Below are 15,816 nucleotides of genomic sequence, written 5' to 3'. Positions count from 1 at the left end.
AAGGGGCGCGGTTAGAAATTGCAGACCATCGGGCCGAGCGATATTATATTCGTACCGGTAAAAGCCATTACACAGCCGGCACCCGCCTCTGCTCGGGTACATGCGCATCGACAAGCGGTCGGTGCGAGGGTTCGCCTATGCTCATATGCCTCCAACAAGCAATGTCGACTAGCAGATCGGGGAGCTCGCACCGGTTCTGCCAGTTGAGATCAGTCGAGCAATCAGACGCAGATGCCGAAAGGCCGCGAACATTGAGGCTAGGATTGGTGCCGCGCATGCATTCTTATTTCATCTCGCTGGTCTGAAATAGTCGCAAGGTTAGGGTAAGCGGGCTTCAATCAGTCTGATTGTTTGGAGATTAGAAATGACCACACGGTGCCATCGCGCCCGGTTTCGAGGGTCTTTTCCGCTGCGAGCTGCGCGACCAAGTCGTCAACCAGGAAAAGGCCTATGCCTGACCCATCGCTTCTCGTCAGTGAAGAATTAATTCCCGAACCATTGTCCGCTATTTTCAACTCGATCTTAGCCCCATGATCGCGCAAGCTGACAGTGATTTTGCCTCCCGACGCCATAAATCCGTGCTTAAATGCATTAGTGACAAGCTCATTCACAATTAGTCCAAGCGGAGTGAGACTACCAAGATCGACGCTGACATCGTCCAATTCACTCTCAATTGTAATGCCATCTCGGCCGAGACTTTTCCTTAGAAGATCAAGCAGCTTCTCGACATATGGTCGCAGGGCAATCTCACTCGTTTCGCCGAGCGGCTGCGAATAGATATGGTCGTGCAGCAAAGCCATGGTCCGAGCTCGGTTGGCTGCCTCCCTTTGATTTGATTTTGGATCAGCCCCATCGACCTGACGGCGAGTATCCATATTGAACAGGCTCGTGAGCAGTTGCAGGTTGTTCTTTGTTCTGTGGTGAATTTCAGCAAGAAATGTATCTTTCTGCTGCGCGAATTTGCGCTGACGCCGAAATGCAGTGAATGCCAATAGTGCGAGCGTTACAGCCAATGCCGTTGCGACCGCGCCCAGCCCCGCACGCAATTGTGAAGCGCGCAGCTCTGACGCGGTTAATTCGGACTGCTTTTCCATCAAGCTGTACGATGTTTCGCGTTCTTTCAAAGCTAGCTGAATTTCAGCATTCGCAATCGCACGAAGGCCTGTTTCTTCAAGTCTGCGCCGGTTCAGCTCAAGGGCAGCAAGTGCATACCGCGCTGCCTCATCATCGCGTCCAAAAGCGCTCATAACGCGCGCCATTGCCTCAGCGTAATCGATCTTCACGAATAGGTCGCCTGGCGCATCAAGCGCGTAGAATTGACTGTCGTTACCGCTTTGCATCAACGCGCGTGCGCGCTCCAGTGCAGATCGCGCTTGTTCGGTGCGGCCATTGTCGACGTAGCGAGCCCCCAACCATGCCAATATCCCTGCGGCTTCAGGCTGGTCGGCAACTGTTCCATATTCCAGGAGAATATCTGAGGCCATCTCTGCCGTTACAAATGCGTTTTGCAAATCACCGGTCTCGTAGAGCGAGCGAGCGTATCGCCCGGCGACCATCCCATCGAATTTGCGGTAGGGCAGCGAAGCACTGGTCTCCATCGCCAATGCAAACCATCGGTTAGCCTCCTCATGGCGTTTCGCCATCGCGTGAGCTTTGGCCATTTGGTATTCTGCTTTGAGGACCATATCTGCCCGATCTGGTGCGAATTGCTGCATTATCGGGATGCTCTTCTTAATGAGCGGGATAGCGGAATCAGGATCGCCAATTTCGGTAAATACGACTGCTCTGTTGACGAGAGTTGCAGCGGCCAGAGCATTCTCGCCGATTTGCACGAAACCTTCTTGCGCTTGCTGATACATTTCCATTGCTTCGGCATACTGGCCTGCTCGCTTGGCGTAGATGGCTCTGGAATTGTAGATGCTTGGAGCCATGTTCATTAAGCCAAGTTTTTCAGCGGCTTCGATCTGTTCCATCCCAAGGCGCATGAGCGTCTCATAATCGACCTGTTCGTCACGGCCCCGAGCCTCAGCAGCAGTCAAAAGGCAAGGCTCCTCAGGTGCGCCCTTGGCGGCGATAGCCTGGCCGTACAAATCAGCGAAAGTCTTATCAGTCTTTGCTATGGCAAGACCAAGTTGGTAGCAGGCCCTGCCGGCATTAAATCGGTCACCGCGCCGGGCGAAACCTTGATATGCGGCGCCAAACGCCTCTAACGCGGTGTTGTATTCGCGTTGCCTGTAAACCGTTTGGCCAGCATCGAATGCGATCAGCGTTTCTAGGCCAATCGTACCGGAGTGGCGCGCAAACAGATTGGTTCTGTCGCTCATTTTCTCGATCGATGTCTTGTCTTCATTCTCGTCCGCGGAGAGAAACTGAGCGTGTGCCAGGTAACTCATTGCAACCCAGTTTTCGGTCCGCTTCGCAGTGTGGATTGCCGAAGACAAATCGCCCAAGTCGACCGGCTCATCATTTCTTGCAGCAAGCATAGTTGCCGCAGCCAAAAGCGATGCTGCGCGCCGCCCTCTCAGCCGTCCAGCTATTTCGGCGATGTGTGCGGTCGGAAGGTAGAGGCGGGCCAGTCGCAAATCTTCGTCGATAATTGCGTGCAATGAAGTTTCAGACAGAGCTAGAAGGTTATCCTTACACTGGCCTGCGCCTTTTTCGACATTGTTGGCAACTTGGAGCCGCACAGCGCATGAAGGTGGAAGTTTGCCCGAAAACGTGCCGGTTTCTGCGGTGACAACGCCCTTAGCATGGGCGTGCGAAAGGGGGCCGCTCAGCGCAAAAAGCGCTGCCACCACTGTTAATATCCGAACACTGATCCCCATCACATCAAATGACTTTCAAAAAGAAAGCTGACTGAACCAGCCATCCGGCATCCTATATTGAGGCGACGATCATTGAGCAGGTCATTCTCCACATGTGTTTGTGACCAAGAAAGAACACACAGGACTTGGCTAGTGCACCCAAAAATCCCGGCGTTTTGTAAGTTATAATACGTATCGGTAACCGTGACGAATCAAATCAAAAGGCAGAACTTTCTGGGCCAGCAATTGGCATCAAGAGGGTGTTCGCGGCCATGGGAGGACTGCTGATCTAGAGCTGAGACGTGTGATTGGCCCGCCTCCGGCTCCAAGCAGAATTCCTGCCGCAATTGTCTCTCGTCAGATGAGGTGAGACGTCTTAAGGGCTCCGCTTCGCGAGTGTCTGCTGTTTAATCTTCTCTCCTCGTTGGGTGATGGCTGCCGCTCTGCCAAATATCCGATAGCACCCGCGGTCTGTGCTTGATGTGGGCGCGGTCGCAATCTGAGAGTGTAAACGTCATATTGAACGTGTTGGCGGCGTCCGAAGCCTTCACCATCCGCTCTCAATAAACTTTGGAACTTGGTCATTCTAATCTCATCAATCCAATCACCTCAATCTGCCTCACGAACGCTGGCGGGGAACATCTGCTGACGGGGGGCAGCGGTCTGACCTTACGGCATCAAGCGTTCATTTTGACGATATCGTCCAGATTGTACCAGCTTGGTCAGTCTGTAGCGTTCGTGTTGCATCAAGCTGGTCAATCAGATCATCAATGAGCCTTATTCCAAGGCCGTTTTGTTGCTTCGACGGGTCCGCTTCAGGAAAACCGGTCCCGTTGTCACTGACTTTCAACTCAAAACCAGAAGCCTGTGCTTGAAATTCAAGGGCGATAGACCCGCCGTTTTCTGGAAATCCGTGCTTGTAGGCATTGATGATCAGCTCACTGATGAGAAGGCCCAGCGGTGTGAGCTGATCCACATCAACGCCCTCACTATCCGTTTGCCACGTTAGCTCAATGCCGTCCCGGCCGAAACTTCGCTCCAGCAAAACCAACAAGTTATCAATGAACTCATTCACGTCGATCAAGATCGAACTGGGCGTTTCTTGAGCATAGATATGTTCGTGGACAAGAGCCATCGTCTGTGCCCTGCTCGCTGCATCCAGCTGCTGATCGCTTTCGCTACTCTCTTGGCGCGAACTCAGATTCAAAATGCTTGTTAGCAGTTGCAGATTGTTCTTCGTGCGGTGATGAATTTCTTTGAGAAACAGGTCTTTCGCATCGGCAGCTTGGCGCTGTGATCGGTATGCACGATAGGCCACCACTCCGCCGAGCGCGATTGCGACCGCCACCGCAATCGCAGTGAGCAATTGAAGGTGCGACTGACGCAGTTTGAGGCTGGAAATAGCCGCCTCATCTTCCATGAGACCGAGTTGAAGGTCACGGTCCCGCAATTTGAGCAGCAACTCGCTATTGACCACGGCGCTCATCTTCTCTCGTTCGAAACGCTCACTGCTTAGCGCTAGCGCAGCGTTCAGATATTCTGCAGCTTCAGCTCGCTGACCAAGCGCGAACAGAAGACTGCCCATACTGTTTGCGTATTCCTGAGCCCAATATGTGTTGCCAGGGTTCGCAAGGAGCCCTTGCACTCCCGTCCCCTCTGGCTCCATAATTGTGCGAGCCCGGTCCAGCGACGCGCGTGCTTCCTTAAAGTCTCCATCCTCAAGATGTCTCGCAGCGAGCCAATTGAGAGCTGTTGCGGCTTCGGACGGGTCGCGGTGTTCCAGGATTTGGTCGACTGAAAGTTGAGCCATCTGTATCGACTCGTCTCGTTTGCCAGTCCGAAAAAGAGCAAGGGCATTTTGATAGTTTATCAGTCCGTCCATGCGGCGTGTTTCGAGCCTATCGCTGTATTGCCTTGCCTGATCGAAAGCATCTATTGATTTCTCAAATTCGCTTTCGTCCGCGTACGAAGTGCCGAGATTAGTAAAGGCAGTTGCAAGGCGTTGCTCTTGCTCAGGCGAGTGCTTGAGATAGATGTCAATCGCTCTCTCCTGCATGCTAACGGCTTGTTGGCTATCTCCCAGATCCGAGAAAATATTCCCAATGTTCGAATAGACAATCCCTGTGGACCCCATATCGCCGCTCGTCTCAAACTGTTCGAGGGCATTCCTGTATCTGGCGATCGCCAGATCATACTCACCGTCGACTTTCGCGCGGATCGCGAGGGAATTTGTGATGTAAGGTATCAAGCCTACCGCATCCGTGCTTTCGGCATGCAAGAGCGCCGTTTGCAGATGCTGTTCCATCACCTGAAAGTCACCGCCACTTCTAAAAACGCTGACAGCCCTGCGGAATGCGATATGCGCGTTTGCTAGATCATCATCTTGCTTGTCGGCGCGATCACTCAACTGGTCGAGATGGTTGGCCTGGTCCTCTACCGACCCAATTGCCGAGTATCGTACGGCATACGCTTCAAGCGGCAGCGCAATATCGCTTGGAAGGCTCGCCACCACGTCTCCCAGTTTGCTGGGTTCGATATAGTCTGGCAGCCGCCGGGCATAGTCGCGCACAATGCGCCTTTGTTCGGGTTTTGAAAGGGTTGGCAATTCGTTGACGCAAAGCTCGCCGGCGGAAAGGCGCTCAGGGCCTCTTTCCGGTAGCTGCGCAAGCAAACGATCACATGCGCTAGTCGCCTCGGTTTTGATCGGTTCGAGCAGCAAGATCGCACCGACCACGAGCGATATTGTGACAAATGCGGCCGCCAGATAAATGAAAGGCCTTTGTATGGTCACTTGATTCCCCAATTGCTATGACGCCAAAGCTGCTGGTCTGTTGCAGACGGCGTGGTCGTATTCAAGATCGCAAACTTCTGGCGTCGTTTTTTCCGTATGCAATCGTTAAGGCTGGTCTTCGTCAAACCAGCGGTATGGAAAAGGGTAGACACCCGGCGCTTCATGTAGGGCCTGAGGGAGAGAGCGCCGGGTGTCTTCGCGTGCCTTTACATGGGGACAGTAGGGGCACGCGGGGTGGGTTAATTCATGCGATATTCGAAACTGGGGTTCTTTGCCCGGTAGGTCGCAATCGCGAGCAGCCATGGCAATATTGGACGATTGGGGTCGCAAGTGTGAATTTTTCTCCCGACCGATTGAAGTGTATCCTGGACCGCGTACAAGGCCGCATTGTCAGGTAGAATTCGGGCGAAGAAAAGCTCCAGACAGACTGAAAACTCTTCAAGCAACTTTGTATAAGCCTCCTTGTCACCGCGAAAGGACCGCACTGTGAGTGACTTCCAGTGACGCGGGTCTTCGCAAACCGTCACTGCATCAATCTCTCGCACAGATTCCCAACCGTGATAGTTTCGCCGCTTCGGCGAATGGTAACGCCGGGATGGGCTCAAGATCAGTTCACCCCAAGCTGTCGACTGGTGATCGGTATCACTCGGAATTTGTTCTGCTAGCAAGCTTACCTCCTCTGACAGGTGCCTAACCCGCCGTCTCAATCTTGTTTTCGCAGCAAGTGGGGCTCGCGTATTTCTAATTCCGGAGATAATTGTTCAATTCCCGCTTCTCATTGCGAAGTGGGTGTTGCGAACCGGTCGATTGTGATGTCGAAAGGTTGAAACGGTTGGCCAAACCGACAAACCCGCTGGAGACAGGCATTGAGCAGAATTCTAATTATCGAAAATGAGCGGGTAACAGCCCGCGATTTGGCAGAGATACTGCATTTGCTCGGCCACGAGGTTGTGGGGACTGCAAGCGAATATCAAGAAGCGGTCGCGCTTGCATCAGAACACTCGCCTGACTTGGCTCTCATCGACATCCAGATTGACGGCGAGAGAGACGGAATTGCTCTCGCGACAGAGCTGCGCGAAGACCACGAGATGGCCCTCGCATTTCTTACAAGCCATGCCGATCACAGCACGGTCTTAAAGGCGTCAGTGATCCGGCCAAACGGGTATTTGATTAAGCCATTCAGCATTGAATCAGTCGATGTCTTGGTCAACACAGCGACTGCAAATTATTCAAACTCGGCATCGACGATAGACTCGGCGAAAATGGAATCCGCCTCCAATTCCGGCACAATAGTTCTTGCCAGAAATGCGCGCGAAAACGTGGAGAATTTTATTGCCAGAAACCTCGACAAACCGATTGGCGTTGATGAGCTTGCGAACCTTTGTCAGTTGAGCGTTTCGGAGTTTTCCAGGAGGTTCAAAGCCAGTTTTGGAGAACCGCCGCACAAATATGTAAACGCAGAGCGCATCAAGGAAGCGAAAAGGCTTCTGCGCAATACGGATTGGCCTGTCGCCGAGATTGCACTGGGCGTTGGGTTTTCAAACCAGTCACATTTCACTTCGGCTTTTCGGAAAGTGGCCGATACCACTCCATCACAGTACCGGCGCTTCGCTCAGCAATGATTCGGGCGTAGCCTTGTTGGAGGTGCCTAAACATCCCCGTATATCTGATGGGAGCTAGGGTTTCTTTCTCATGAGCGCGCCGATAGCACCGAATGGAGGGGTGTTGACATAGGATCGAGGGTCTTATTCTGACTAGCCGCACGGGACCGCGGATACTCTGCGAACATCCCTCGACACGAAGAAACCTTTTGCGCGATCGCCAACGAGCGAGAGGCAAGGGGGCGGCTGAGCCCGCAGATTTCCCAGGCGATATGAGAACAGCGCGGTCTTACACGACCATCTGCGATAATTGGACCGAACTCACCACTATGGCGATCCCGCGCTGGTCAAAGGGCCGAGCCGTGAAAAGGGCATGGCCACGCGCCGGGCAGGCCATATCGGAACGCATTTATTGAGAGCTCCACCGCCTACTTGAAAGGCGAATGCTTCGGCGAAATGATCTTCGCCAGCCTCGCCCATGCCTGCGAGGAACCGCAGGCCCTGCGGCACGAGAACACAGCAGAGCGCGCGGAAAAGCGTTTACGAGCTTTTACATAGCCGCGCTCTTTCTTGCCAAATTAGTAACTTTTGGCAGGCAAAAGCGGCGATCAGAATCCCAAAAATTAAGACAAGTGAACGATCTGTTAAGTATATTGGCGCTAATTGATGGGTCAAATGAAACACATCCGATTTTGCTGAACAATAGAATATCGAACGCTGAAAAAGACACATGCGTTAAATCGCAAACATTCCTGAGGACGTAAAATGACACACGCAGAAAAGCTTCCTTCGTATCTTCACCTATTAAGGGGTGGGCGTATGACAAAGAAGAAAGGCGTAGCAGCATCGTTTGCACCATTATTGGGCGGTACGGCGATGATGATCATTTTTCCGGCCGTCAGCGCAAACGCAGCGAACGAATGCGGCCCCGATGATCCGGGGGCATCAACGATTTCTTGTCCCGCCGGAACTTTCGGAAGCGGGGTAACGTACAACACGCCAGAGGAATTCACTCTGGAATTGGACGATAATGGCATCGTTGTCGAAGATCCCGGTGTGCTTGTATCTGGGGACGCCGCCAATACTGGCGATATTACCGTTAACGGAACACTTTTTGACACCGTCACCACCTCAAGTGACAATCGCGGCGGTTTGACCGCGCGAACTGATGGCTCTGGAGACGTTGAGACGACTTTGACAGACGGCTCAGTGGTAACCACCGGCGATAGCGCGCCTGGTTTGGTTGCCCGAAACCGCGGAACGGGCAATGCTTCAGTCGAGGTCAGCGGCGGTTCCGTAATGACGTCTGGAGAGTTTTCTCATGGCGGCCTTGCTGAGGTGTCCACCACCACGAGCATGGCTACGTCAATGGTTGCGATCAGCGGCGGTAACATCAACACGACTGGAGACAGTGCGCGCGGTCTCCAAGCGCTCAATGCTGGGCTCGGCGGTTCCAGCGGTGTTGTGACTGGCGGCACAATCGTGACTGGCGGTGAATTTGCGCATGGTGTGCTGGTCAACAATGTAAATGCGAACAGCACAGGTGCAGTGTCAGTCTCCATTTCGAATGGCAGTATCACCACGGCCGGCGCAAGCGCCCGAGGTGTCGAATCTGTTACCGCCGGCCTCGGATCATCCTCTGCGCTGGTTGAAGGCGGTACGATTTCGACTTCCGGAGAGTTTGGTCACGGTGCCCTGAGTACAGTCTCCAATACCACCAGCACAGCAGCTTCGAGCACCACCATGACAGGTGGCAGCATCACCACGACTGGAGATAGCGCGCGCGGGATGGAGACGATCAACTTCGGTTTGGGCATATCAACCACCACCTTGGATGGCGGTGTTATCTCAACGGACGGAGATTTTTCGCACGGCATTTTGGCGTCGATAGACAACGCAGCCAGCACAGCAACTGTGACAGCAACAGTCGAAAGCGGATCAATTGACACTGGAACAGGTGCAGCCGCGCGCGGCGTCTTTGCGCTTTCCAATGGATTGGGCGACACTGTAGCAGAAATAAACGGGGGTTCGGTTACGACTGGCGGCTCGGCAGGCCATGCCGCTTTTAGTACAATCACCAATTCTGCAAGCACGGCGGAGGCGTCTGCTGTTTTGAATATGGGCACGGTGACCACCACCGGTGCAAACGGTCGCGGCCTTTCGGCGGACAACTCTGGTTCGGGTGAAGCGCTCACTCGGATTGTGGCAGGTTCTATCGATACCAGCGGGGCTAGCGCACGCGGACTGCAATCTCAGGCCAGAGGGACTGGAGACGCAACTGTCGTTATCGACGGCGGATCAGTGACGACCGGCGGAACCTTCGCACATGGCGGATTTGCGTTCGTTTCCAACAGTTCAAGCAACGGCACCGCTTCTGCGCGGATGACCGATGGCGTTGTGATGACCACCAATAATAGCGGACGCGGGATCTTTGCTCAAACCAACGGCCTTGGCGAAGCAACTGCAAGCCTAGAAGGCGGCTCAGTGAGCACGCAAGGCAACAATTCGTTTGGTGTGCAAGCATTTTCAAACAACGCGAGCAGCAGTTCTAATGCCACAGCGAGCATGACCGGCGGCGATTTGACCACTGCAGGCTCCGGCGCAGATGGACTTCGCGCCCAAGGCAACGGCACCGGAATAGTTTCGGCAAACCTTGTCGATGGCTCGATTACAACCACTGGTGACGGTGCGCGCGGTGCGCAAGCGCGAGGCTCGGGCCAAGGCGCATCAATCGCTGCCATACAGGGCGGATCTATTTCGACCGCTGGCGTATTTGCGGTTGGAGTTCAGGCAACTGGGCTCGGAACCGGGACGGCGAGCGCTAATGTAAATGGCGGTATGGTTACGACCACTGGAGACGATGGGCGCGGTACATTCGCAAACGTGACAAATGCCACAAGCACCGCTGCTGCTGATACCACCATGACAGCTGGCACCGTTGCGACAAGCGGAGCCAACGCTGCTGGACTAAACGCTCAAAACGATGGTCTTGGCTCAGCAACAGCCACTCTCGTGGATGGCACCGTCACCACCGCCGGGGCAGGATCTCACGGCGTCTTTGCTCAGGTAAACAATACTGCAAGCACGGCAGATGCCTTGGTATCAGTTGCAGACGGTATCGTTACAGCGAGCGGCACAGATTCCGATGGTGCGAGAGTTCAAAATGATGGGACCGGAACATACACAGCCAATATTTCCGGCGGCACTATCACTGGTGGGGCGGGTAACGGTTCAGCAATCCACTCTATAGGGTCTGGAACTGGACTGATAGAGATCGCAGCAGGAGCTACGCTGGATGGATCGGCGTCAGGAATTGCTATTCGCGATGGCGATACCGATTCTGACGGAATTGACGAGGCAACAACGTCGGGCAATGTGACGGTCAACACAGCGGGCACATCGACTGGTGATGCGATTTTGGGCCTTGGTGATGACGTCTTCAATCTGACAGGCGGAAGTTTCACCGGTGACATTTACGGTGATGACCGCGCTGCGGCCACGGCTGCCGATGGCAATGACGTGTTCAATTGGACCGGGGGCGCTCTTACCGGGGGGTTCTTCGGACAGAATGGCTCAGATACAGCAACGGTCTCAGCGTCGCTTTATAATGGGCAAGTTCTCAATGGCGGCGATGATCTGTCTAGCGGCGATGGCTTTGTTGATACGCTAACCCTGGGCGGTGCGAGCGTTACGGCCAATGGCGGTAACATCACCAACTGGGAAGTTGTCGGCTTTGACGACAATGCGGTTGTGAACGTGACCGATCTTGTAACCGAGACTTTGAACGCATCTTGCGGCGGCTCCACCACTTTGGGTGGTTCTAGCAGCGCGGTGAGCGTTGATGGCTGTATTGGTGATGAGACCATCGCGCTGACCGGCGATGCGGTTGTGACCGGCGACATCGAAGCGGCAGGCGGCGATGATACGATCACCGTGTCAGGCAATGCGAGCGTTTTGGGCGACATCAATGTTGCCAATGACGGTCAGGATGGCTCTGCAGCCGATGATCTTGGCAACACGGTTGTGGTCGACACGGCCGGCTCTGTTGGCAGCATCACTGGCGGAGACAACACAGAGAATGTGACTTTGCTGGCAGGTACGGTTGGCGCTATCGACACCGGCGCAGGCGATGATGCAGTTGTATGGAGCGGCGGTACGACCACCGGCATAACCACTGGCGATGGATCAGACACTCTGACAGTCACCGCGGCTGCTTATGATGGCAGCCAGGCTCTGGATGGCGGCGATGATCTGTCTAGCGGTGATGGCTTTGTTGATACGCTGACCCTGGGCGGTGCGAGCGTTACGGCCAATGGCGGTAACATCACCAACTGGGAAGTTGTCGGCTTTGACGACAATGCGGTTGTGAACGTGACCGATCTTGTAACCGAGACTTTGAATGCATCTTGCGGCGGCTCCACCACTTTGGGTGGTTCTAGCAGCGCGGTGAGCGTTGATGGCTGTATTGGTGATGAGACCATCGCGCTGACCGGCGATGCGGTTGTGACCGGCGACATCGAAGCGGCAGGCGGCGATGATACGATCACCGTGTCAGGCAATGCGAGCGTTTTGGGCGACATCAATGTTGCCAATGACGGTCAGGATGGCTCTGCAGCCGATGATCTTGGCAACACGGTTGTGGTCGACACGGCCGGCTCTGTTGGCAGCATCACTGGCGGAGACAACACAGAGAATGTGACTTTGCTGGCAGGTACGGTTGGCGCTATCGACACCGGCGCAGGCGATGATGCAGTTGTATGGAGCGGCGGTACGACCACCGGCATAACCACTGGCGATGGATCAGACACTCTGACAGTCACCGCGGCTGCTTATGATGGCAGCCAGGCTCTTGATGGCGGCGATGATCTGTCTAGCGGTGATGGCTTTGTTGATACGCTAACCCTGGGCGGTGCGAGCGTTACGGCCAATGGCGGTAACATCACCAACTGGGAAGTTGTCGGCTTTGACGACAATGCGGTTGTGAACGTGACCGATCTTGTAACCGAGACTTTGAACGCATCTTGCGGCGGCTCCACCACTTTGGGTGGTTCTAGCAGCGCGGTGAGCGTTGATGGCTGTATTGGTGATGAGACCATTGCGCTGACCGGCGATGCGGTTGTGACCGGCGACATCGAAGCGGCAGGCGGCGATGATACGATCACCGTGTCAGGCAATGCGAGCGTTTTGGGCGACATCAATGTTGCCAATGACGGTCAGGATGGCTCTGCAGCCGATGATCTTGGCAATACGGTTGTGGTCGACACGGCCGGCTCTGTTGGCAGCATCACTGGCGGAGACAACACTGAGAATGTGACTTTGCTGGCAGGTACGGTTGGCGCTATCGACACCGGCGCAGGCGATGATGCAGTTGTGTGGAGCGGCGGTACGACCACCGGCATAACCACTGGCGATGGATCAGACACTCTGACAGTCACCGCGGCTGCTTATGATGGCAGCCAGGCTCTGGATGGCGGCGATGATCTGTCTAGCGGCGATGGCTTTGTTGATACGCTAACCCTGGGCGGTGCGAGCGTTACGGCCAATGGCGGTAACATCACCAACTGGGAAGTTGTCGGCTTTGACGACAATGCGGTTGTGAACGTGACCGATCTTGTAACCGAGACTTTGAACGCATCTTGCGGCGGCTCCACCACTTTGGGTGGTTCTAGCAGCGCGGTGAGCGTTGATGGCTGTATTGGTGATGAGACCATTGCGCTGACCGGCGATGCGGTTGTGACCGGCGACATCGAAGCGGCAGGCGGCGATGATACGATCACCGTGTCAGGCAATGCGAGCGTTTTGGGCGACATCAATGTTGCCAATGACGGTCAGGATGGCTCTGCAGCCGATGATCTTGGCAATACGGTTGTGGTCGACACGGCCGGCTCTGTTGGCAGCATCACTGGCGGAGACAACACTGAGAATGTGACTTTGCTGGCAGGTACGGTTGGCGCTATCGACACCGGCGCAGGCGATGATGCAGTTGTATGGAGCGGCGGTACGACCACCGGCATAACCACTGGCGATGGATCAGACACTCTGACAGTCACCGCGGCTGCTTATGATGGCAGCCAGGCTCTTGATGGCGGCGATGATCTGTCTAGCGGTGATGGCTTTGTTGATACGCTGACCCTGGGCGGTGCGAGCGTTACGGCCAATGGCGGTAACATCACCAACTGGGAAGTTGTCGGCTTTGACGACAATGCGGTTGTGAACGTGACCGATCTTGTAACCGAGACTTTGAACGCATCTTGCGGCGGCTCCACCACTTTGGGTGGTTCTAGCAGCGCGGTGAGCGTTGATGGCTGTATTGGTGATGAGACCATTGCGCTGACCGGCGATGCGGTTGTGACCGGCGACATCGAAGCGGCAGGCGGCGATGATACGATCACCGTGTCAGGCAATGCGAGCGTTTTGGGCGACATCAATGTTGCCAATGACGGTCAGGATGGCTCTGCAGCCGATGATCTTGGCAATACGGTTGTGGTCGACACGGCCGGCTCTGTTGGCAGCATCACTGGCGGAGACAACACTGAGAATGTGACTTTGCTGGCAGGTACGGTTGGCGCTATCGACACCGGCGCAGGCGATGATGCAGTTGTGTGGAGCGGCGGTACGACCACCGGCATATCAACTGGCGATGGATCAGACACTCTGACAGTCACCGCGGCTGCTTATGATGGCAGCCAGGCTCTGGATGGCGGCGATGATTTGTCGAGCGGTGATGGCTTTGTTGATACGCTGACCCTGGGCGGATTGACTGTCGAGACGAATGGCACAGACATAACGAACTGGGAGACAATCGTTGTTGATGGTGGCTCATTCACAGTCACCGACGGTGAAGTCTCTGTAGGGTCCGCGCCGAGCACTGGCTTTATTGTCACGAACGGCGCTGTCTTTGAAGGAGGCGATGCACTTGCGATCCTCGGCAACCTGAGCATCGATTCATCAAGCAGTTTCATCGGAACTGGTGCGGGGTCAGGCGTATACTCGGTCACTGGCAATGTGATCAATGACGGTGTGATAACAACGCAAGACGGCGTTGTCGGAGACACCTTTACAGTCTCCGGCAATTATTCCGGCGGCGGTTCCCTGATCGTAGATATTGATACGACGAATGACACCGCAGACACTCTACTTGTCACAGGCGATGCGACGGGCACGACCATCGTAAGTGTCAACAACCTTACCCCGTCGAACGGAACGGGCAATGATCTGACTATCGTAACTGTCGAAGGAGCCAGCGATGCGGACGCATTTGTGTTGGCAGGCGGCAACTTTACGGTTGGAGCATTTGATTACGGTCTGGAATTTTTGGACGGCAGTTTTGTTCTAGAGGCTGGATCGGTGGCTAACGCAACTGGTGCAACATACGAGGCTGCGTCAAATGCACTTGGCTGGATCAATCACTTGCCAACACTTGAGCAACGCGTTGGTCAGCGCCAGTGGGCTGGAAAAGAGTTGGCGCGCGATCAGATCGAGCCCAGTGATGGTATCTGGATTAGAGCTCACGGCGATCAGCTAGACCTCACGGCAAGCACAGGTACGGACATTGATCGGTCGTCTTGGGGACTTCAGGCAGGCATTGACCTTGAAGTGGACGAAAACGATGATGGCACAATGGTTCTGGGCCTTACTGCTCAATATGCGACCCAAGACGCGTCGGCACGCAACTCCCTCGGATTTGGGAACATTGATTCTGAAGCCTACGGGGTTGGTCTCACCGCGACTTGGTACGGAGACAGCGGAACATATTTTGACATCCAAGGACAAGCGAACTGGATATCCAGCGACTTTTTCTCATCATTAGCCGGGAAACTGGCGCAAGATGAGACCACTCGAGCCTATGCTGCGAGCCTTGAGGTCGGTCGCCGCGTCGAGACCAGCCAGAACGGTACGTTGGTCCCGCAAGCACAGCTGGTCTGGGGCAATTTGGATGGCGCAAGCTTCGTAGATAATGCCAACAACACAGTCGACCTTGGCAACCAGTCTAGCCTCGAGGGGCGTATTGGTATCGCCTATGAATTCGAGAATAACGATGAAGCAAGCGGAGACCGCGAAAAATACTACGTGATCGGGAACGTGCTGCATCGCTTCTCGGATGACAATTCTGCCGAGGTGTTAGGTGTGAGCCTTGATTCCAGTCTGCCATCTACCTGGGCCGAAGTTGGGTTGGGAGGTTCTTTGACCGTGGACGAAAACAAAACCTTCTATGGTGAGGCTTCGTACCGCACTTCGTTGGACGGAGGTTTTGGGGACAACCGCGGCCTTTCGTTTACCACAGGTTTCAGGCTTCAGTGGTAGAAGAACTGAGGACTGACACAACACGCATCGGCACTGTCACAGCACATGCACCGGCTAGCGCAGCGCGCTTGGTCCGGTGGTGCGGTGCGGTGTCCGTAGCTTAAAAACGAGACAGTCCTTTTCGCTATTGGAACTCATCGCCGGGAATTATCCGCTTAGCCGTGATGACGGGGTATCAGTTTGCGCTGGGTCTATTCGCCGTTTTCCAAATTGAAAGTCGGCGGGACACCATGACCCTCGCTTGATGCAGCGTCTCGTCCGCCGCATCCTCAGACGGAATTCAGGCTTTGCAGCATCGAAGAGTGCGTATCGGCGT

At 54.7% G+C, this 15,816-nt stretch carries 4 protein-coding genes and 1 pseudogene; 3 read left to right on the top strand and 2 right to left on the bottom strand.

Going from position 1 to position 15,816, the window contains the following annotated elements; genetic code table 11:
* Positions 1–338 precede the first annotated feature (338 nt).
* Both AC0V60_RS09260 and AC0V60_RS09255 read right to left on the bottom strand, forming a co-directional pair.
* Entirely contained in the window at positions 339–2,795 is a 2,457-nt protein-coding gene (locus AC0V60_RS09260) for a histidine kinase dimerization/phosphoacceptor domain -containing protein (RefSeq protein ID WP_486178188.1), read from the bottom strand.
* Between the two features lie 694 nt (positions 2,796–3,489).
* Positions 3,490–5,595: a tetratricopeptide repeat protein gene (locus AC0V60_RS09255; RefSeq protein ID WP_486178187.1), complete on the bottom strand. Its 2,106-nt coding sequence runs from the start codon at positions 5,593–5,595 to the stop codon at positions 3,490–3,492.
* A gap of 866 nt (positions 5,596–6,461) precedes the next feature.
* Here AC0V60_RS09255 and AC0V60_RS09250 point away from each other — a divergent pair.
* From AC0V60_RS09250 to AC0V60_RS09240, 3 genes and pseudogenes are all read left to right on the top strand, one after another.
* Positions 6,462–7,217 carry a response regulator gene (locus tag AC0V60_RS09250; RefSeq protein ID WP_486178186.1) on the top strand — a complete coding sequence of 252 codons (756 nt, stop codon included), beginning with the start codon at positions 6,462–6,464 and terminating at the stop codon, positions 7,215–7,217.
* A 369-nt stretch (positions 7,218–7,586) separates the two neighbouring features.
* Positions 7,587–7,754 (top strand): annotated as a pseudogene (locus tag AC0V60_RS09245) (integrase core domain-containing protein); the annotation flags it as partial.
* 261 nt (positions 7,755–8,015) lie between these two features.
* The gene (locus AC0V60_RS09240; RefSeq protein WP_486178185.1) at positions 8,016–15,500 is read left to right on the top strand and encodes an autotransporter outer membrane beta-barrel domain-containing protein; all 7,485 of its coding nucleotides are present in this window, start codon (positions 8,016–8,018) and stop codon (positions 15,498–15,500) included.
* The last annotated feature ends 316 nt before the right edge of the window (positions 15,501–15,816 follow it).

This window comes from Erythrobacter sp. S259, from assembly GCF_057364965.1.
Note: the sequence above shows the minus strand (reverse complement) of the source record. Positions and strands in the feature narration are given on the sequence as shown.